Consider the following 22,461-nt stretch of genomic DNA (forward strand, 5'->3'; position numbering starts at 1 on the left):
GCTTACTCTTCACTCAGAGTTGGTTTTTATGAGCGCCTGTTTCTCCGGTAGAGGCAAGCTTCACAGGGAAGGAAGCGTTGGTCCTGTCTGGTCCTTTCTTGCCGCAGGAGCCCTATCAACGGTCGCGACTTATTGGCGACTGCCGGATAGTGATCTAACTCTTCAAATGGTCGACACGTTTTATCGCCATCTTTTAGGCATAGAAGTGGAAAAACTGAATAAAGCCCAAGCTTTGCAAAAAGCCATGCTAGTAGGCATTGAGCAAAAACGAGAAAAGCCTCATCTATGGGGAGCTTTTTCCTTATCAGGGCTACATGAATAAGCTAGGAAAAAAGAAATTTTACGATATTTTGTCTAAAAATTTTACAAACTTTAAACAGAATTTACCAATCATTATCAAATTAGATAACAGGTCTACCAGTTTATTTACCCAAAAAGCTTTCTCTGCCGTATGAGTGAAGATTTTTCTAGCAAGATAAACCGTTAAATGCTGATCTAATTCAAAAGCAGATAGAATTCACAGTTACCTGAAAGATAGGCAATTTGATCATGAGAATGTGACAAAAGAGGCGAATAACCTCTATCAAAAAGGGGGCAAATTAGTAATCGCTGAGGTTCAAAAAAAAGCCTTCTAATGTATACCTGGAAAATTTCCTAAGCCAGACAAACTATTAAATGCTAACCCAATTCTCAATAAACGGTGCATTTAGAAATAGAATTTTTATATATTTTTAATAAAAATACATATAGAAGAAAAAATTACTATCCCCACATGGCTCTAAACTAATATTTGCTAGAGGAATCAGCATGGAAACAGACAACACAAACTAAAAATTAAAATCTCATTTTACATTGGTAAATCTATATTTCTAGCAGCCGTCTCTGCTGTCTAAATAGTAACTATGAAAAAAGTTTTTGCTAAATATGATTAATAATTTTTAAAATTTTTTCAGTAATTTTCTTTAATTCCTTCTGTATTTTTTTGCTTTATTGTTAAATTTTTTATTCGATAGCCTTTAGCTTTTATCTTGACCACTAAACTTAGTTTTTCTTTTTTGTACTGTTAAGCGTATACTTCCCTCATCTAAGTACGGATGAAATTCGATGGACCATTGAGCAATAGTTGCAAATTTAAGTCTATACCCATTTTAACATGTTAATTTTGTTTTGAAATGTCATATTCCTTTACTTTCACACATCATTCTTTTAACGTAAAAATGCCAAATTTTAACCTCAAAATATATTTAATGATTAAAAGATAAAAAGTGGTTAGGCATTGGCAGTAATGGATCTAAAATTAAATATTTTAAATTTTATTTAAGGAGAATGTTTATATGACGCCGATTTCTCGTGGCGCGCAATTTTATTCTATCTTTAACTCTAATGAGGTTAATTCGGAAACAAAGATTTATGAATACCTACTGAACCAACGCTCTCCAATAACATATTTTGTAAAAAACCTTGGCGACGCAATCTACTCCATTGTAGGAATTAATGGCTCTTTTAAAGGAAATTGTTTTGCTATAGCTCCAAATCTTCTATTGACATGTCGACATTGTTTAGAAGGAGAAATTGAAATCAAGGGAACTAGTGGGCCAATAGAAGTTGTTTTTGATGGATCTAGCTATGGGATAGATTTCGCCATTTTATGGTTGAGAGAAGGCCGATTCAAGCCAGTCATTTTAGATTTGGACATCGGGATAGGAGATTCGATTCAAATGTATCGCAAGTTAGAAGGATCATCTTTAAATATATACGTGAGGCCTTTTTCCTCTCAATCTTTTAACTCTCCAGGTGGTGGATCTTATGCCATGCGAGGAGATCTTGCTTCCTCTCAAACAAGTCCTGGAGAATCGGGAGCCCCTAGAATGTTGCTGCAAAATGGCTATGTCCATGCTATGCACCAGGGGAACAGTGAAGGGTTAACAATGAATGCGGTTTACGCAATACTTGAACTTGGAAAAGACAAAGGTGATCGTAACGCTGACTACATTCTATCAAAAATCAAAGTGACACATTCGCATACAAGATATTTAAATTGGTCACCCTTAACAATAAAATCAGGAGACGTAGAAGAAGAAAAGCCAAGAGTAAATGGCCATGTCAAATTTACCGATTCAGTCAAAAAACAAGTAGTAGTTGCTAAGTTTCATTATACAGAAATTGGCGAAGGAAAAGGCAATAGGTGGATCAAAATTCACAAGGAAGGAGTAGCAGGTTCTCAAATTACTTATGCGATTTCCCCTAATCCTCATCATAATTTAGCATACAATAAGAAAGGGCAACCGAAATTTTATCATACACTAACAAGTGTAATAGGAAATGATTATTTATTAAATAAAGTTTATCCCATTCAAAGGATTGTCAAAGTATTTAAAGAAAATTTTACTCTTACTCGAGATCTCGGATGATTTTTAGCTTAACTTAATTTATAAAATTGGGTTTATGAGGTTCTCGTTTAAGGAGCAAATGGGAACCTCATATTTACTCTTATTCTAATTCTTCATTTATAATTTTTTATCAATTCTCTAAAAAACATAAGTTATTTACAAAACTATCAGAAGCTCTTTTTTTCTATGCGGCTTCAGTCACATAGCAGCTGATTTAATAAAAATCAGACTTACCATCTTTCCAGTCATCTAATATTATTATACTCCTTCAGCTCATTCATTATGCAAAAAATAAACTGAGTAAAATTTACAAAGAAAAAGATGAAAAAAAACGCCTTTGAAAGGAATGGTTGGCAATCATTCGAATAAATAAGCAGCCTTCAAATAATTGTAATTTGTTAATTTTGTACTCTTCATGTTCTACGTGAAAAAAAGAAAGCCTACAAACTTTGTAATACATCACAATCGTTGTTACAAAATTCCAAAAAACCTAATTATTTCGCGTACTTTCTCCTCTTTCTTTTCATTTTAACATAAATTAAAAAAACCACAGTTAAGGAGATATAATTTAATTAGACAATTGCCATCTATTTATCATTTTTTTAAAAAAAGATTGATAAAAAAAAGGAAAAGTTTTTGTATTGCTCATATAGATATCCTTTGATAACTATGAATAAGCAGTTATATAACAATTACTTTTCTAAATTAAATTTAAAGCTTTGTTGTTTATCTAGATTAAGGAAGGTAAAGCGTAATAAAATACGGTTTTTGTCTCATTTTAGAGAAACATTTTATTTTAAATTTTATAGGAGTGTTAAATATGTCAATAAATTTAAATTCTTCAATTTGTAATCCCGTTGATTCTTTAAATCAACCGAAAGAAGTTGTGTGGGAAGAAAATGTATGTGAAATGAATAAGTGTTCTCTTGCTTCCGAGAATAAAACTTCTGTCATAGCCAAGAATATACTTCCTGTTGAAGAAGAAGTAATTTTTAGATCTTTTAATTGCCCTATTACTCTCAGCCCATTTGTAGATCCCGTGGTAGATGAATGTGGACATACATTTGAACGAGAATCAATCATGCAAATTTATAACAGAGCAATTGCAGGAGGAACTCCATTTACATGTCCTTTGGACCCTAGTAAAATTCTTGATGTAAACAAACTGGTTAAAAATTATAATTTAGCCGGTGCCCAAGAAGAAGTAGACGAATTTACTAAAAAGCAAACTTCTGAAAAAAAAACCTCTCTTGAGTTAATGAGAGAACTTATGCAAGAGCATAAAATAGAAAGGAGAGAGCATAAAGTAGAGATACAAAAATTATTAGAGGATCATAAAAGTTTCTTAGAAGATTTTAGACCTCTTGCACGCGATGCAGAAGAATCTTTAAATACAAGTGCTAACATTTTAAACCAATGTTCTATTCTTAAGGATAAAAATACCATTTTAGAGAAAAAAGTTAAGAATTTCGAGACGATGAATATAGCAGATAGACTATTTTCCTACCTTTTTCCTCGTTATAACGATGCTATTTCCACAAGAAATATAACGCCTGAAGAACAAGAGCTTCTTAATAAATCTACGATAACTGATACAGAGATTGAAGTTGAAGGAAGAAAGATAAAAGAACTAAAAAATAAGATAGAAAAATATTATCCACCAATAGAGACAAAATAAAAATTTTTGTTTTGGTTAATCTAAATTTGAAAATATTTTTTAAATTTAGATTAACTCAATCCTATTCAAGCCTTTCTTAGTTAGCTATGAATCAATATTAATCCATTTTTTGCCTTGAACTAGTGCTAATCCCAATACAAAGAAGAATAAAAATTTAGGGCTATATCTTTAGTTATAGCAAAGTGGACAGAACATAAATTTTTTATGTCATTTCATAAAAGTGATTTATTTTAAAATTTAGCGAGGTATTAAATATGCCAGCACATTTAAATGATTTAATCTACCCTTGCAGATTACTCTCCTGTAAATCACAAAAAAATTTCTAAAAATCATCATTTAGTTAGTGCGCTGGAAAAGTGGACAGGTCAATTTTACTAGACCGCATATACTGTTTTAAAACAAAATCCCTGAATTAATGAAAAAACTTATACACCAAAAACTAGAAGTAATAAAAAGATATAAAACAGAAATGCGAAAGTTAATAGCCCATAATCATAAATGAGTTCCTAGAAAATCTCAAATCTACTTCTTAAAAGTCAAAAGAAGTGTTTAATGTCTGTGCTAATTCCGGTCGAAAAAGCATAGCCGAAAGTTATAAAGGCAATTTATTCATCAAAGAATTTAACAATTCCAAAGAACATAGTGAAAAGGAAACTATTTTGAGAAGGTATTTAAAGATGATTCATATAGCTTATTTTGTTTAATCATTTCACCATTAGTCGGCAAAAAATTCTCACTAATATTGCTAAAAAAATATTTTTTTAGCCTTGATTCGATGACTTAGACAACTTTGATATTAAAGATTAATGTTTTGCATTTAATCCATATCAATTTTTACTGATTTTTTAACAGCTCTATCAATCAATAAAATTAGAATTTCCTTCAAATTTAATTGGGTCTTTATTGCATTAATATTGCAATAATATTCACTCATATTTTATATTAAAAAATTAAATACATTATTTATCCAATTTGGATGGTGAATTTGACTATTCATAATCTAAGGTTTACTCCTAAAATTGCTTTTTCCAATCCAACTACTCACTACTATTATGAATCGAATAACTGTTTAAAGTTCTCTGAACGTGTTAGTTTATTTTGCATAACAATCTTTCAGAGTTTCCTAAACTTATTTTTTGATTATCTCAAAAAAGATCAACTTCAAACTCAATGGAGAGAGATTTTTTGGAGTAGAAAAGAAATTACCATTCCCAAATTTATTGCAAGTCGCTCTCCATCATCTGATATATCTTTAATAAGAATTCGCTCTCAGGAAACTATTGGTAATCCTGAGTACGAAAACGAAGTTTTATTAGAACCTTCAAATACCCTAAAAGGAATTGGGGCATCCGCAACTCGATCTTCTAATTTTTTATCTTTACCTCAAGAATTTAAAGTAAGATTCCAGAATAACACTTTTCTAAACATTACAAGCTCCCAAAAAACTTTGTTAATGGAAAAATCGCCCTATTTTAGGGTTCTTTGGTCGGGCAATTTTAAAGAAACTTTTCAAAATCCTCTCGCTTTGACACAAAAAGAAGAGTTTATCAGTCTACTCTCTTGTCTAACGAATGCTAATTTTAAAGTTCCTGTGGAAGACATTACTTTTTTCATTCAGCTAGCAGATTATTATCTACTGACAGATGTTGTGAAAAATTTAGAAGAACAGCTGATTGATACCTATAAATCAGAGGAACTTGACCTATTTAATTACAATAAAGATAGCCTAGTAAAATTAAGAGAATTCTTAAATTTCGCGCATCGATATCGCTTAAATGCTTTAAAAAATTATTTACAGTCTAAAGTTACAAGTTTATTATTAAATCAGACGCCACATTTAGCAGAATTTAAAAAAATTTTAAATTACTTTTCAAATGAGATAGAAAAACTTAATTTTTCAGAAAATGCCCATTTGACCGATGCCCATCTCTTAGCGTTAAAAACTTGTAAAAATTTAAAAGCACTTCAACTTCAGGCCTGCCACAATCTGACTGAAGATGGGTTAGCAAGTTTGACATCCTTAACAAATTTGCAATATTTGAATTTAAGCTGTTGCGATAAGCTCACCAATAAAGGATTAGCACATTTTAAATCTTTAATAGCTTTACAGTATTTGAATCTCAGTGGATGCACTTTTATTACTGACACAGGATTAGCGCATTTAAAACCTTTGTTGGCTTTACAGTATTTGAATCTAAGTAAGTGCGCTTTTATTACCGACGCAGGGTTAGCGCATTTGACACACCTAGTAGCTTTAAAACATTTAGATTTAAGCTGGTGCAATAGCCTCAACAATGCTGGATTAGAACATTTAGCATCCTTAGTGGCTTTACAACATTTAAATCTGAGTGGATGCATTTATCTTACTGAAGCTGGGTTAACACATTTGGCATCCTTAACTGATTTACAGCAACTAAATTTGAGCCATTGCGAACATTTCGCTGATGTTAGATTTAGGTTAACGCATTTTAGAGCTTTATTAGCTAATCCAAAATTAATTTTGAGTTAAAAAACCATTCTTACATCGATCTGAATTAGCACATTTGACCCCTTAGTAGCTAATCTGTATCATAGGAATGATAAATTATTGAATGAAATTCCTAAAGACTTTTCAAAGGATTCTCTCGTCATTGAAAATCTTACAATACCTCATCCAAAAAACACACATTACAGTTTGCGAAAAAAAGCTCAAGCAATTGTTGCCCTTTGATTGAAACAGATCCAAAAAAAGTTTTCTTACAAGGCTACTGTTCAAGGCGTTGTTGAGGGAATGGCGGATGCGCGTTGGATTCACCTTGTTTGTCAGAGATTGGCAGGCACAAAGCCTGAAAAAATCTTGTTTTGCATGCTGAAGGCCTTTTCAAGCTTGCTCCCAGCGAAAGTCATTCCAAAGGCTATATCTCCGCGCGCAAGAAATTGCGGCACTTACTCTTCGTACAGAACTAGTTTTTATGAGTGCTTGTTTCTCCGGCAGGGGCAAGCTTCACAGAGAAGGAAGCGTTGGTCCCGTCTGGTCTTTTCTTGCCGCAGGCGTTTTGTCAACGGTCGCGACTTATTGGCGTCTGCCAGATAGTGATTTAACCCTTCAGATGGCCGAGACGTTTTATCGCCATTTTTAGGAATAAGAGTGAAAAAGCTAAACAAATCCCAAGCCTTGCAAAGAGCCATGCTGTTGGCCATTGAGCAAGCAAAAGAAAGGCCTGATCGATGGGGAGCTTTTTTCTTATCGGGATTGCATAAATAAACAATTATGTTCTACTAATCAATTTATAGCTTGCTTATTTATCTTTATAAAAATAAAAATATTTTTAATATTTTGCCATTTGAGGAGTTGAACTATGAATGTAGGATCTCTTGAATCCAGTACTTGGTGCAGTTTTCTTTCTTTCCAAATTACAGAAATATCTCTATTAGATCATGTAAAAGGTTTAATTGAGGCCTATGAAACAAAATTCGTTACCAAAGAAAATATCATCCTCAGTGCAAAAATGCTTATCGAAAAGGTAAGTCAATTGGAAGATATGAGTGCCAAGCGAGAATGCTTATGTCGTCTGCTAAAAATAGAGATTGAAGAAGTACAAAATTTACTAGTACCACAACTGGCAACTTTTTTGAATCTTGAAACACTTCCTTATGATATTCAGCATAACCAAGCTAAACAGTTAATCCATCTTGAAAAAATTATCAGTGAAATTATGGAAGTAAGGTTAAAATCAAATGAACTTAATTTGATCATTCCTATCTGCTCGATCTATCAAAATATACTAGAGCATCTCTGGATGCTTCCTTATTTAGAATTTGGCAATCACTGCTTTAACTTACTTACCCAAAATAAAGACTACATTTTAAGCAACATGAAGCGATGGATAGAAAATCTCTATCAGTTGGCTAGCGAAAAAAAAATTGAACCATTCATCCCGAAAAATTTAGAAAAGGCCGTTTTAAGGCTTTTTGAACCTTTACCTGAAACTATCAAAAGAGAAATTGAGGAAGAAAAATCTGCCATTCATAAAAGCGGAGAAATATCTTTAACACTTCTAGAAATCATAGCAGGTTTTTATGGAAACTACCAGTATGACTTTCGTCGTGCTATTTTTCATACAGAAGCTATTTTAAAAATTCTATTACGGAAACCTTCGACAATCTTTCAAGAGGAAGAGATACTCGTTAATATTACGCACACTCATGGAAATCTTGTAATAGCGCATCTTCGTTTTGGACAGAATGAACTAGCTTTTTATCACCTCAAAAAGGCATTAGAAACGGCGAACGAATTGAGGAATTATGATAAATTGATTTTTTATTTAGAAAGAATAGGCTCTCGTTGCATGAAGCTAGGACAAGGAGAATTCGCGCTTCCTTTTTATCAAGAAGCTCTAGCTTTAGCGGAAGAGCGACAAGACTATAAAAGTAAAATTCAGATTTTTGGTTGCCTTGCAGAAGCTTATCTTTCCATCAACAAAAATGATAAGGCGATACAATCTTATCAAACTGCCTTAGATTTGACAGAAAACGAACCCAAGCAAGTAGCAATCTACTACAATGGGATAGGTCAAGCCCATGCTAATGCTCAATGCTATCCGGAAGCTGAAGAAGCGTATCGAAAGGCATTGGAATTTCTTCAAACAGGCGATATTTTTATGGCTATATCTATTCATAAAAACTTAACTGGATTATTTGCTGATTCTAGGCAATATGAAAAAGCTCTTTTTTATGCCGAAAAGACTTTAAAGCTAACACAAGATCCGTTATTTCAGACAAATGACTTAAAAAGACTTGATAACAAATTGAATGCCTTAATAGTTCTTGGAAACATGTATGGTAAATTTGGAAATTATGAAAAAGAACTTGAATATAAAGAACAAGCTTTAGAGATCACTAAAAACCAAATTTCATTTCCAAAGTCCTTAGGAATGGCATATGCCGAACTCGGCAGTGCATATCGCCATGCGAAAAGATATGCTGAAAGTATAGATTGTTATAAAAAAGCACTAGAAATAGTAAAAGAACCTTTGAAACGAGTTAATATTTTAGTAAATTTGGGAAATGCTTTCATTCACTTCGATGGTAATTTCGCTAAAGCAATAAAATGCTATGAAGCAGCCAATGAGATTAGTAATCAAAATTGTAATAAAAACACTATCAATGGATTAGGCATATGCTACGCTGCTATGGGAAGACAAGGAGAAGCAATTAAAAAGCTCGAAGAATTTATTTGCTTATCTCGAAAATCAAATGATCTCTTTGGCGAAGCAGCGGGTTATCAAAACTTAGGAGAAATATATAGAAAAACTGATCCTAAGCTAGCAGAGATGAATTATTGCAAAAGCATTGATATTTATGCCACATTACATCGAAAACTTAAAAATGACAGCGCTTGGCAAATTACCTTTTTTGAATTACAAGCAATCCCAATTTTAAGGCTAGAAGAACTTCTATTAGAACAGAAAAGAGGCGATGAAGCTCTGCAGCTTACAGATTTTAGACGTTCGCGTGCTTTAGTCTCCGCCCTGGCAAAAAAAGTTCAGCTTCCAAAAGAAGATTTTTTGTATTCCGGAGTCACAGCCCAGGAAATGCAAGCTTTAGCCCAAAAGCTAAACACTTGCTTGATTATTTATTCGTTTCCTTTTGAAAGCAAGGATAGTATCACCGTTTGGGTTATTCCTTCCCACGGCGAAATCATCTGCAAACCGTTGCCTCTTGGAATTTTGACAAAAGAATTTAAGGAAGCAAAGCAGATTTTCAAAACATTTCCCTTTATTGCAGAGACAAGAACTATTGCAACACCTCTGCAATCTTTTCTAGAAGAACTAACTCGTGGCGAGCCAGATGGGAGTACTCATTCGTCAAATTTGCAAGCTTTTAAAGATCGCCTTAAAGATTGGTATGAAATATTCATTGCGCCGATTGCAAATTTTCTCCCCAAAGACCCCCAACAAGTGGTAACCATTATTCCTGATGGTTATCTCGCTCAAATACCCTTCGCAGCATTTTTAGACAAAGACGGAGACTATTTGATTGAAAAACATCCACTTTCGATTGCCCCCTCTATTGGAATACTCAAATTATTAGATGAAATTCCTAAAGATTTCTCAGAAAATTCTCTCGTCATTGGGAATCCCAATACATCTGAATGCGGACTAAAGTTTGCGGAGGAAGAAGCTCAAACAACTGTCGCTCCTCTGCTTGAAACAGCTTCAGAAAAAATCCTCTTACAAGACAAGGCTACTGTTCAACGTGCTGTAGAAGGAATGCCAGATGCGCGTTGGATTCACCTTGCCTGTCATGGGTCGATAGGCAAAAAGTCTGATGAAAAAATCGATCCCCATTCCGTTTTTGAAGGGCTTTTTAAACTCACTCCCGATGAAATCCATCCCAAAGGCTATCTTCATGCGCAAGAGATTGTGCCACTTACCCTTCGTACAGAGCTAGTTTTTATGAGCGCTTGTTTCTCTGGCAGAGGCAAGCTTCACAGAGAAGGAAGCGTTGGTCCCGTTTGGTCCTTTCTTGCCGCAGGCGCTTTGTCAACGGTCGCAACTTATTGGCGACTGCCAGACACAGAGTTGACGCTTCAAATGGTCAAGACGTTTTATCGTCATCTTTTAGGTACAGGGGTAGAAAAACTCAATAAAGCTCAAGCCTTACAAAAAGCCATGCTAGTAGGCATTGAGCAAGCACGAGAAAGGCCTGATCGATGGGGAGCTTTTTTCTTATCGGGATTACATGAATAAAGGAGAAGAAGAAATTTTGTGATATTTTTCCTAAAAATTTTACAAACGTGAGAGCTTATTAAAAATGATTAAATTAAATGTCAAAAATTAACACATTAGAGAGGTTTTATGATAAGTAACATTACCCTTCAAAGTCTAACCGAGAAAGCCTACAGCATTCACAGTTGTCTAAAAGATGGACAGTTTGACCATGTACAAGCGACACAAGGGGCAGATAATCTTTATCAAGAAGGGGTTCAATTAGCCATTGCTGAGGTCAATTTAAAGCCCATTTTTAAAGATATTGTCTCTCCTGTTATCTGTAGATTAAATGAGATCGTTTCGTTAGAAGATACTCAACACTTAGCTTCTTTTCATCGATCCTTAAGTAAAGTTTATCGCCTCTTTATAGAAATCACTTGGTATCAATGTTTGTGCCAAGGTTCTTTGCCAACCTTGAACAAAACTCGCGATTCAATCATTACAAATTCTAGAAGCATTCAATCCATTTTGCCAAAAAAAGAAATTGGCGCACGTTTTGAATACCGTTGTGCGGAACAAGCAGCTAAATGCTTAACAGTTGCCAAGAGTATTGGGAAGAAATTTCCTGACCTTGTCCTTAATATTGGAGAATCAGCCGAAAAGGCTTCTTTTTTTGGAATTATAAAAGGTTTTCAAGGACTTATTAAAGATGCCAGAAACGATTGGGTTCATGAATGGTATCTCTATATTCATGAGCTAAGATGGCTTTCTACAAATATTAAAACACAAGAAGATTTTAAAAATATTATTGAAGTAAGACTCAAAAATTTTCATGAACAAGGAAAAAAATATACTGTATGTTTAGCCACTATTTTCGTGGATTTGATTAAAAATAAAGATCCTAAAGTTTCAGATCATGTTCGAATGTCAGCCGCCGAAGGTCTTGCTGATCTTTTTGGTCTTAAAGTATCAATTTTTGAAAATAAAAAACGCTATCGGAAAACACGCTCTTTGATTATGCAGAGTCTAGAAGAGTTAGCTAAAGATTCAACTTATGAAAAATATATCCGGAAGATTTTACCAACATTAATTAAAGCTGCCGATACCTCCAAACACAAGATGGAAAAACAAAAAATTCGAGAAACCGTCGGTAAAATACAAGATCGAATAAAATCAGTACAGGACATCATTGAAGAAGACGAGGCAGTCATAGAAGCTAATAAAGAGAATCAGCGAAATGGAGAAGATATCCAAAAACTAAATGACAAGTTTGAAAAAGACAAAGAAGAAAAACAAACGTTGGAAAACCATCTCGAAAAAATGAATTTAGCTGAAAAGGCCTTAGAAGATCTTCATCAAGAAGAAGAAGAGTATAAAAATCGTCTTGAAGCAATTTTAAATTCATATAATTAATAATTAAAGAGCAGTTGCCTAAGATCTTACCTTTTGCTTCTTGAAACCATCTATTTCTAAGAAGCAAAAGGACTAAGGCAAAATTGGAAAGATAAATTTGTAAGTTCAAATTACCTGGTTATAAGCAATTTTTAGTAGTTATCAATTTACAAAATCGCATCATAATAGATGAGAGAACTAAAAATAAAAAATTATTATTCCATTGATAAACCCATAATCTTATTTCTTTTCTCTTCCTAGGGTGACTATAAAGGACTTATTATTACTATTACCAATAGTATTTATTGGTCGTCTTTATCAAGTATTTTTTAAATTTTTCTCAAGTTTTTTATTTCACCTCCTCAAACCCACTAATTGAACACACTTCGTTAGAAGTGTCCTGGAGATTATCAAAAACATAAACCCAAAATTCAGGTTAATAACATTATGATAGCAAAACAAGAAAATAGCCTAAGCAGTGAATATGGAAAGAAAAATCTGGGTGACTAGAACCAGAGTTTTCAGGTTGATTTTTTTTTACTACTGATTCTTTACCACTCTCGATACTTTTTTGTTAAAGAACAACGGAAAATAAAAATATTTGAAGTAAATTTTTTCTCATACTTCCATTAAATAAATAAAAGAGAGACCAACTTTTATTACTTTCTTCCATAAAAAGAAACAGAAAAAACCTTATGGAAATTTAACATTGCCCTTTTCATTTCAGAGCAAATCTTTTCCATAACTTTAAAGCCCGCCTAAATATTATTAGGTCAAATGTTTATCTTCTTCATTAGAATCAACCGATCCATATTTAATAGCTTGACTATTTCTCTTTAACAAATAACATGTTATTAATAATTTATTTGATAAGGTGAGCTATGAATGTAAATTCAATTCAGTTTAACACTTTATATGATCCCCTTATTTTCCAAAGTTCACAAATATCCCTGTTAGATCAAGTAAAAGATTTAACTAATACATACGACAAGAGTTTTCTTAAGAGAGAAAATATAATCATATGTGCAAAAGTAGTCTTCGAAAAGATAATTCAATTAAAAGATATTAGTATTAAGCGTGAATGTTTATGTCTTTTACTAAAATTAGAGATGGAAGAAATACAAAATTTAATAATACCAGAAATAGGATGTCTTTTTGGTGTTCATACATTTTTGTATAGTATTCAACAAGATCAAGCTCAACAGTTAATCCAACTTGAAGAAATTGTCAGCAAAATCATAGAAACAAAGCTAAAATCCAACGAATATAATTTTATGATGCCTATCTGCTCGATTTACCGAGATATACTAGTGCATCTTTGGTTACTTTCTCATCTCGAAGTTGGCAAGCATTGTGCTGACCTGCTTATTCAAAATAAAGACGCCATTCTAAGCAAGATGGAGCGCTGGAAAGACAGCCTTTATCAATTGGCTAGAGAGGAAAAAATTCATTGTTTTATGCCAAAAAGCATAGAGAAATCCGTTTTAAGGCTTTTTGAAACTTTACCCGAAGTTATTTTAAAAGATATGGAGATACAAAAAACTGTCATTCATAAAAGCGGAGAATTGCCTTTAGCAATCTTAGAAATCATGGGAAATTGTTATGGAAAACAAGGTGATTTCCCTAATGCTATCTCCTACACAGAAATTCTTTTAAACATTTTATCAAAGCAATTCCCAGAAATGTCCAAAGATAAAGAGTTATTTGATAAAGTTAGAATTTTTCATGGAAATATCGCAGTTTGGTACAAATCTTTTAAGGAGTACCGGAGTGCTATTTATCATTGCAAAAAAGCTTTATGGATAGCGAAAGAATTAAATAATCCTTCTCACATATTTGCTTGTTTAATATTTAAAGGCACAATTTACTTAATGCAAGAAGAACAAGTTCGTGCATTTTTTTGTTATAAAAAAGCTGAAACTATAGCACGCGATATAACAAATCCTAAAATGAAAAGACAAGCTTTTATTAGTCTTGCAAAAGTTTATCTTTCCTTATCATCTGATACAAATGAAGAGGCAATTCAATGTTATCAAGCTGCATTGTGTCTGGCTGAAGAGAAAACAGAACAAGCAAGCATCTACAATGAAATAGGAGACGCTCAAAATAATGCCCAACGGTACCAAGAAGCTGAGGAATCCTATCAGAAGGCACTTGAGATCCTTGCACCAGACAATTTTTTGGAAGCAATAAAAATTCATAGAAGCTTAGCCACATTATTTGATCATTTGGACCGATATGGAAAAGCCATTTACCATGCAGAAAAAACTTTAGAGCTAATATTACATCCGTCAGTTCAAATAGATGAAATACAAATATTGGAGAGTAAATTGTGGGCTTTAACGATACTTGGAAAAATCTATACTAGTATTGAAGATCCTAAAAAAGGGCTTGATTACCACATACAAGCTTCAACAATCGCTGAAAAATTAACAACTTCTTCAGAATATTCAAGGTATTCAGATTCATCATATATGAATCTGGGGGCTACATATTCGTATTTGGGAAGGAATACTGAAAGCATAGATTACTATATTAAAGCATTAGAAATAACAGAAGATCGCCTTAATCAAGCCAAACTTTTAATAAATTTGGGAAATTCTCTTTATCGCTGCAATAAGTTTGTTGAAGCTATTAAACGTTATAAAAAAGCTATTAAAATAAGTGATAAATTAGAAATAAAAATTAACAGCTTCAATGGCCTAGGCCTATGCTATATAAGTTTGGGAAAAGAGATGGAAGCAATTCAAAGCATCAAAAAAGCTATTTGCTTATCTCAGGATTTAAAACGTCGTCGCAACGAAGCCGCGGGATATTATAACTTAGGACAAATATATAAAAATTTTGATCCTAAGGTAGCAAAAGAAGATTATTTGAAAAGCGTCGACGCTTACGCAGCCTTATACCAAGAGCTTAAAAATCATCTCCAGTGGCAGATTACTTTTTTTGAAGAGCAAGTGCAACCACTTTTAAGTCTGGAAAATCTTTTCCTAAAACAAGCTAAAACTAAAAAAGCTTTGCAGGTCACAGATTTTAGGCGCTCCCGAGCCTTAGTTTCATCTCTTACAAAAAAATTCCAATTTCAAAAGAATAGCTATCTCTTTTCTTCTGCGCTCAATTCTCAAGACATGCAAGCCCTTGCCCAAAAATTGCATACTTGCTTGGTCGTTTATTCTCTTGCTTCCGAAAGCATGGACAGCATCACTGTATGGATTATCCCTTCTCAGGGCAAAATTACCTACCAGCAGCTACCCCTTGGAATTTTGACAGAAGAGTTTAAAGCAGCAACGCAAGTTTTCAAAACGTTTCCCTTTATTGCTGAGACAAGAACTATTGGAACACCTCTGGAATCTTTTTTAGAAGAACTAACTCGTGGGGGATCAGATAAAAATGTTCATTCCTCAAATTCGCAAGCTTTTAAAAAGCACCTTAAGAATTGGTATGAAATACTTATTACGCCAATTGCATCTTATCTCCCCAAAGATCCCCAGCAAGTCGTCACCATTATTCCCGACGGATTTCTCTCTCAAATTCCCTTCGCTGCTTTTTTAGATAACGAAGGAAAATATTTGATTGAAAAACATCCCATTTCCATTGCTCCTTCCATTGAAATACTCAAATTATTGAATGAAATTCCTAAAGATTTCTCAGAAAATTCTCTCGTCATTGGTAATCCCGCAACGCCTCATTCAAAAGACTCATTACCATTTGCGGAAAAAGAAGCTCAAACCATTGTCGCTCCTCTGCTTAAAACAACTCCGGAAAAAATTCTTTTACAAGACAGCGCCACAGCCCAGCGCGTTTTAGAGGGGATGCGGGATGCGCGCTGGATTCATCTTGCCTGTCATGGGTCAACAGGTGCAAAACCAGAAGAAAAACTTGATCCTCATTCCGTTTTTGAAGGGCTTTTCAAGCTCGCTCCCGACGAAGAGCATATTCAAGGCTATCTCCATGCGCAAGAAATTGTGCCACTTACTCTTCGTACAGAATTGGTTTTTATGAGTGCCTGTTTCTCTGGCAGAGGCAAGCTTCACAGAGAAGGAAGCGTTGGTCCCGTCTGGTCCTTTCTTGCCGCAGGTGCTTTGTCAACAGTCGCAACTTATTGGCGACTGCCGGATAGTGACCTAACCCTTCAGATGGTTGATACGTTTTATCGCCACCTTTTAGGCATAGAAGTGGAAAAGCTCAACAAAGCCCAAGCTTTGCAAAAAGCTATGCTAGTGGGCATTGAGCAAAAACGAGACAAGCCTCATCTATGGGGAGCTTTTTTCTTATCAGGACTACATGAATAAACGTTTAAAAATTGTTGGTTATTTATAATTTGTTTATTTATTTTTATAAAAATAGTTTTACCAATTTATCAATCTAAGAAGTTGAGCTATGAATGTAGGTTCGGTTAAATACAACACTCTTTATCAACTTCTTTATCCCCAAACTTCGCACATATCTACATTAGATCATATAAAAGGTTTAATTGAGGCCTATAATACAAAATTCGTTACGGAAGAGAACATAATCCTCAGTGCCAAATGGTTCCTCGAAAAGATCAATCAATTAGAAGATATTAGTATCAAGCGCGAATGCTTATGTCGTCTGCTAAAAATAGAGAGGGAGGAGATACAAAATTTGATAGTAGAAGAGGCGACACCCCTTTTTGAACTTAGAACATTTTTGTACGATATTCAGCATGATCAAGCTCAACAGTTAATTCACCTTGAAGAAATCGTTAGTGAAATCATCGAATTGAAATTAAATTTAGGCCAAATTAATTTTCTATTTCCTATCTGCATGATCTATTAAAACATCCTAGAGCATTTATGGTCGCTTCCCTATTTTGAATCTAGCAATTACTGCTCTAACCTACTTATCCAAAATAAAGTCGCTATTCTAAGCCATATGGAGCGATGGAAAGACAGCCTTGATCAATTGGCTAACGAGGAGAAAATTTGGTAGATTTTGCTGTTCAAATTATACATTGATTATTTATCTTTAATAAAAATATTTTTAACATTTTATTTACCTAATGAGTTGAGTTATGAATGTAAGATCGGTTGAATCCAGCATTTCGTATAATTCTCTGTTTTTCCAAAGTTCACCAATCATATCCACATTAGATCAGGTAAAAGGCTTAATAGAGGCCTATAAAACAAAATTTACTACAGAAGAAAATATAATCATCAATGCCAAATTGCTCATCGAAAAGATCAATCAATTAAAAGATATTGGTGTTAAGCGGGAATGTTTTTGCCGACTACTAATATTGGAGGTTGAAGAGATACAAGGTTTGATAGTACAAGAGATAATGCCTCTTTTTGATTTTGAAACATTTTTGTATGATATTCAGCATAATCAAGCTCAGCAATTAATCTATCTTGAAGAAATCATCAGGGAAATCATTGAATCAAAATTAAAATCAAAGGAAATTAATTTTATAGTTTTTACCTGCATGGTCTATCAAGACATCTTAGAGCACCTTTGGTTGCTTCCCTATCTCGAGTTTGGCAATCACTGCTTTAATTTACTTACACAAAATAAAGATACCATTCTAAACAAGATACAGCCATGGATAGAAAGCCTCTATCAATTAGCTAATGAGAAAAAAATTGAATTTTTTATCCCAAAAAACGTAGAAAATTCCGTCCTAAGGTTTTTCGAACCCTTACCTGAAGATGTTGCAAAAGAAATTGAGGAACAAAAATCTGTCATTCATAAACGCGGAGAAATGACTTCAAGGATTTTAGAAATCATGATGAAAGTTTGCAGCGACCAAGGAGATTTTCCTCGCGCTATCTTCCATGCAGGGATTCTTTTAGAAATTTTAATACAGAAACCCTCGGAAATCTCTCAAGAAAAAGAAGTGCGGATTATCATCATGCAAATTCATGAAAATCTTGCAGACTGGAATCAAATTGTTAGGCAGAATGAAAGGGCTATTTCCCATGGTAAAAAAGCATATCAAAAGGCACTTAAGATTCTTCCACAAGACAATTTTCTTCTCGCAATAAAAATTCATGAAAATTTAGCCGGATTATTTAATAATTTTGGCAGATATGGAACAGCTATTTTCCATGCTGAAAAAATTTTAGAGCTAACGCACCATCCGTTAGTTCAAATAAATGAATTAGAAACGCTTGAAAGTAGTTTCAGTGCGTTAAAAGTTCTTGGAAACATCTATGGTACTATTGGAAATTATGGGAAAGAACTTGATTATCAAAAACAAGCTTTAGAAATCGCTGAAAAATTAGAATCTTTAGAGACGGTTGAAAAATTAGATACCTTTTCAGACTTCTTAGAAATAGCGTATATGAATCTTGGCAATGCGTATTGCCATGTGGGAAATTATTCTGAAAGCGCAAAGTATTATGTCAAAGCATTAAAAATAGTAAAAGAGCCTCTTACACGAGCTAAGATTTTAGTAAATTTGGGAAATATTCTTTTTCTCTTCGGTGGTAGGTTTGTTGAGGCAATCGGATATTATAAAAAAGCCAATAAAATTGATAATCAAATCATAAAAAAACAGAGCCTCAATGGACTAGGCCTAAGCTACGCTGCTATGGGAAAAAAAAGAAAGGCAATTCAGTGCCTTGAAAATTTTATTTGTTTATCTCAAAAGTCCGAAGATCGCCGCAGTGAAGCGATAGGTTATACCAATTTAGGAAAACTACACAGAAAATCTGATCCTAAGCTAGCAGAAGAGAATTATCAAAAAAGCATCAATATTTATGCTTCATTGTATCAAGAGCTTAAAAATCATAGTCAGGGGCAGATTACCTTTTTTGAAGAGCAAGCAATCCCACTTTTAAGACTAGAGAGCATTCTCCTAGAACAGGGAAGAATAGAAGAAGCCCTGCAAACCACAGATTTTAGACGCTCACGTGCTTTAGTTTCCGCTCTGACAAAAAAATTTCAATTTCAAAAGGACAACTCATTGTCTTCTTCCGGACTCACAATCCAGGAAATGCAAGCTCTTGCCAACAAGTTGAACACATGCTTTATCATTTATTCTTTTGTTTCCGAAAGTAAAGATAATATCACTGTTTGGGTTATTCCTCCTCAGGGCGAAATCATCTGCCAGTCGTTGCCTCTTGGAAATTTGACAGAAGAGCTTGAAGGAACGGCTAAAGTTTTTCAAACATTCCCTTTTATTGCTGAGGCAAGAACTATTGAAACACCATTGTCATCTTTCCTAGAGGAGCTAACTCGTGGGGAACCAGGGAAGAATATGCATCTTTCAAATTTGCAATCTTTTAAAGAACGCCTTTCTCTCTGGTATGAAGCTCTCATTGCTCCACTTGAATCCTATCTTCCCGAAGATCCCCAGCAAGTCGTCACCATTATTCCCGACGGATTTCTCTCTCAAATTCCCTTCGCTGCTTTTTTAGATAAAGAGGGAACCTATTTAATCGAAAAACATCCACTTTCCATTGCTCCTTCTATTGGAATACTCAAATTATTGGACGAAATTCCTAAAGATTTCTCAGAAAATTCTCTCGTCATTGGCAATCCTACGACACCTCATATAGAAGATACGTTACCATTTGCGGAAAAAGAAGCTCAAACCATTGTCGCTCCTCTGCTTAAAACAACTCGGGAAAAAATTCTTTTACAAGACAGCGCCACAGCCCAGCGCATTTTAGAGGGGATGCGGGATGCTCGCTGGATTCATCTTGCCTGTCATGGGTCAACAGGTGCAAAACCAGAAGAAAAGCTCGATCCCCATTCCGTTTTTGAAGGGCTTTTCAAGCTTGCTCCCGAACAAGAGAATCCTAATGGCTATCTCCATGCGCAAGAGATTGCGTCGCTGATTCTTCGTACAGAGCTAGTTTTTATGAGTGCTTGTTTCTCTGGTAGAGGCAAGCTTCACAGGGAAGGAAGCGTTGGTCCCGTCTGGTCCTTTCTTGCCGCAGGTGCTTTGTCAACGGTCGCGACTTATTGGCGCCTGCCAGATAGCGATCTAACCATTCAAATGGTCGAGACGTTTTATCGCCACCTTTTAGGTATAGAGATGGAAAAACTCAATAAGGCTCAAGCCTTACAAAAAGCCATGCTAGTGGGCATTGAAAAAGCACGCGAAAGGCCTGATCGATGGGGAGCTTTTTTCTTATCAGGACTATATAAATAAATAAAAAAATTTTAAGCTAATTTGCTTAAAATTGGAAAATTTTTAAACAAAGATTTTATTAAAAAGAGAGGTTTTTATGATGAATAGTACTAGTCTTAATATTACTCTTACGTCCGTAACAGAAGACGCCTATAGAATTAAAAGTTGCTTAACAGAGGGACAGTTTGACTATAAGAAGGCAAAACAAGAAGCAAGTAGCCTTTACCAAGAAGGTCTCAAATTATTAATTGCCGAAATTAACAAAAAACCGATTTTTAAAAAGAATGTTTTACCTGTTGTTTGTGTATTGAGTGACATCGTTTCTTTGGAGATTGTTCAACAAACTGAAGCTTTACATAAATCTCTTAGCAAAGTTTATCGAATTTTCATAGAGCTCACCTGTTTTCAATACTATTCTCGTCGAAAATCTTTGTCGATTTTAAAAAAAACCAGAAATACAATGATTGAAAATTCTACAGCTATGCTCTCTCTTTTACCAGAAAATGAAATTGGCGCACGATTTGAATATCGTTGTGCAGAGCAGGCAACAAAATGCTTAAAAGTTGTCAAGAGTGCTTTGAAGAGATATTCTGATCATGTCCTTAATATTGGAGAATCAGCCGAAGGTGCTTCTTTTTTTGGAGTTCTAAAAGGTTCTAAAGGATTTCTTAAAGAAGCTAAGAAAGATTGGGTTTATGAATGGTATCCTCCAGTTCTAGAACTACGCTGGCTTTCTGCAGGTATTAAAAAACAAGCAGACTTTAAAGATATTATTGAAGTAAGGCTCAAAAATTTCCAAGAAAAAGGAAAAGAATATACTATATGTTTAGCCACCATTTTCGTGGATTTGATTAAAAATAAAGATCCTGAAGTTTCAGACCATGTCCGAACATTAGCCGCCAATAGTCTCGCTAATCTTTTTATTCTTAAAGATCTTGATAGAGTTTCAAAAATATCGGGATTTGCTTTAAAACAAGTACCAGGGAATAAATTTATTCAAAACAAAGCAAAAAATGAAGATCGCTATTGGAACACACGCTTTTTGATTATGCAAAGTTTAGAAAAATTAGCTAAAGATAAAGATCGTACTCACGATAAATATATTCAAATCATTTTACCGAGTTTAGATGAGGTTCAAATGGCCTCTAATCATAAATTGGAAAAAAGTAAAATCCAGGAAACTTTCAGAAAATTAAAAGAAAAAAATACAGAGTATGAAGAAACCATTGAAAACAACGAAGCAGTACTAGCTGCTAATGAAGAGAATCAGCGAAGTGAAATTGATATTCAAATAATAAAAACAAACCTTGAGAAGTACAAAAAGGATAAACAACAGATAGAAAACTGTCTCGAAAATATGAATTTAGCTGAAAAGGTCTTAGAAGAACTTCATGAAGAAGAACTAGGTTATTTAAATCGACTTATTTCAATTCAGAGCTTACACAAGCAGTAAATAAAGAATATTTACCTAGAATCCTGCCTTTTGCTTCTTGAAACCACCTATTTCTAAGAAGCAAAAGGATTAAGGCAAAATTGGAAAGATAAATTTTTAAGTTCAAATTACCTGGTTATAAGCAATTTTTAGTAGTTATCAACTTACAAAATCGCATCATAATAGATGAGAGAACTAAAAATGAAAAATTATTATTACATTGATAAACTTACAATCTCGTTTCCTTTCTCTTCCTAGGGTAACTATGAATGATTTATTATTACCAATAGTATTTATTGGTCGTCTTCATCAAGTATTTTTAAATTTTTCTCATGTTTTTTATTTTATCCCTTTCACAACTAAAGATTAAAACCTTGTTAATCATTAAAGCATGAGAATTTTATTTAGATAAATGATATGGGGGTGTTCTTGGGAGAGAAATTTGAAAAAACTTTTTGTTGCCGTGAAAAAGATCAAAGCTATAAAGAAGTGCTCTGTACTTTAGGAGTGGCAGCATTTTCCGTCCACGTGTTTTTTAATCAAATATAACTTCTAATGGTACCAGAGCTTTTACGGTCTATTTGCTTCAAGGTCATATGAAACACTAGAGTTTGCAAAATTGTAGCGAATCCATCTCATAAACTATGCCCTGAAAATGAATCTTTTTAATTTTCTAAATTTTTGTTCCGCTTAATAATCAATGCTAAGAATTTGGAAGTTAGAGCTTCATCCATGATTTAAACATGCCAATTGATCGGTCGAAATAATGGTCCTTT

General features: G+C 33.9%; 9 protein-coding genes and 2 pseudogenes. All 11 read left to right on the plus strand.

The features are described 5' to 3' along the window. On the plus strand, nucleotides 1-322 hold a 322-nt coding region (locus BU804_RS07820; protein ID WP_143298959.1), incomplete at its 5' end, for a CHAT domain-containing protein. 1,012 nt (nucleotides 323-1,334) lie between these two features. Beyond that, nucleotides 1,335-2,411, plus strand: a complete 1,077-nt coding sequence (locus tag BU804_RS07825; RefSeq protein WP_075883634.1) for a trypsin-like peptidase domain-containing protein — start codon at nucleotides 1,335-1,337, stop codon at nucleotides 2,409-2,411. 799 nt (nucleotides 2,412-3,210) lie between these two features. After that, entirely contained in the window at nucleotides 3,211-4,068 is an 858-nt protein-coding gene (locus BU804_RS07830) for a hypothetical protein (protein ID WP_075883635.1), read from the plus strand. 985 nt (nucleotides 4,069-5,053) lie between these two features. Further along, entirely contained in the window at nucleotides 5,054-6,577 is a 1,524-nt protein-coding gene (locus tag BU804_RS07835; protein ID WP_075883636.1) for a BTB/POZ domain-containing protein, read from the plus strand. A gap of 72 nt (nucleotides 6,578-6,649) precedes the next feature. Beyond that, a pseudogene (locus BU804_RS12145) lies at nucleotides 6,650-7,312 on the plus strand (CHAT domain-containing protein); the annotation flags it as partial. A 94-nt stretch (nucleotides 7,313-7,406) separates the two neighbouring features. Continuing rightward, complete coding sequence (locus BU804_RS07845) at nucleotides 7,407-10,799, plus strand: CHAT domain-containing protein (RefSeq protein ID WP_075883637.1); 3,393 nt, start codon at nucleotides 7,407-7,409, stop codon at nucleotides 10,797-10,799. Nucleotides 10,800-10,907: 108 nt separating this feature from the next. After that, on the plus strand, nucleotides 10,908-12,173 hold the full coding sequence (locus BU804_RS07850; RefSeq protein WP_075883638.1) for a hypothetical protein: 1,266 nt from the start codon (nucleotides 10,908-10,910) through the stop codon (nucleotides 12,171-12,173). Between the two features lie 860 nt (nucleotides 12,174-13,033). Further along, nucleotides 13,034-16,444 (plus strand): CHAT domain-containing protein, encoded by a 3,411-nt coding sequence (locus tag BU804_RS07855; RefSeq protein ID WP_075883639.1) that lies wholly within the window; start codon nucleotides 13,034-13,036, stop codon nucleotides 16,442-16,444. Nucleotides 16,445-16,532: 88 nt separating this feature from the next. Beyond that, nucleotides 16,533-17,099, plus strand: a pseudogene (locus BU804_RS07860) (hypothetical protein); the annotation flags it as partial. Between the two features lie 88 nt (nucleotides 17,100-17,187). Beyond that, on the plus strand, nucleotides 17,188-20,274 hold the full coding sequence (locus BU804_RS07865) for a CHAT domain-containing protein (RefSeq protein ID WP_075883641.1): 3,087 nt from the start codon (nucleotides 17,188-17,190) through the stop codon (nucleotides 20,272-20,274). A gap of 76 nt (nucleotides 20,275-20,350) precedes the next feature. Continuing rightward, nucleotides 20,351-21,706 carry a hypothetical protein gene (locus BU804_RS07870; RefSeq protein ID WP_075883642.1) on the plus strand — a complete coding sequence of 452 codons (1,356 nt, stop codon included), beginning with the start codon at nucleotides 20,351-20,353 and terminating at the stop codon, nucleotides 21,704-21,706. Nucleotides 21,707-22,461: the final 755 nt, after the last annotated feature.

The sequence above is a fragment of the Candidatus Protochlamydia sp. W-9 genome (assembly GCF_001950615.1).
GTDB classification, from domain to species: Bacteria; Chlamydiota; Chlamydiia; order Chlamydiales; family Parachlamydiaceae; genus Protochlamydia; species Protochlamydia amoebophila.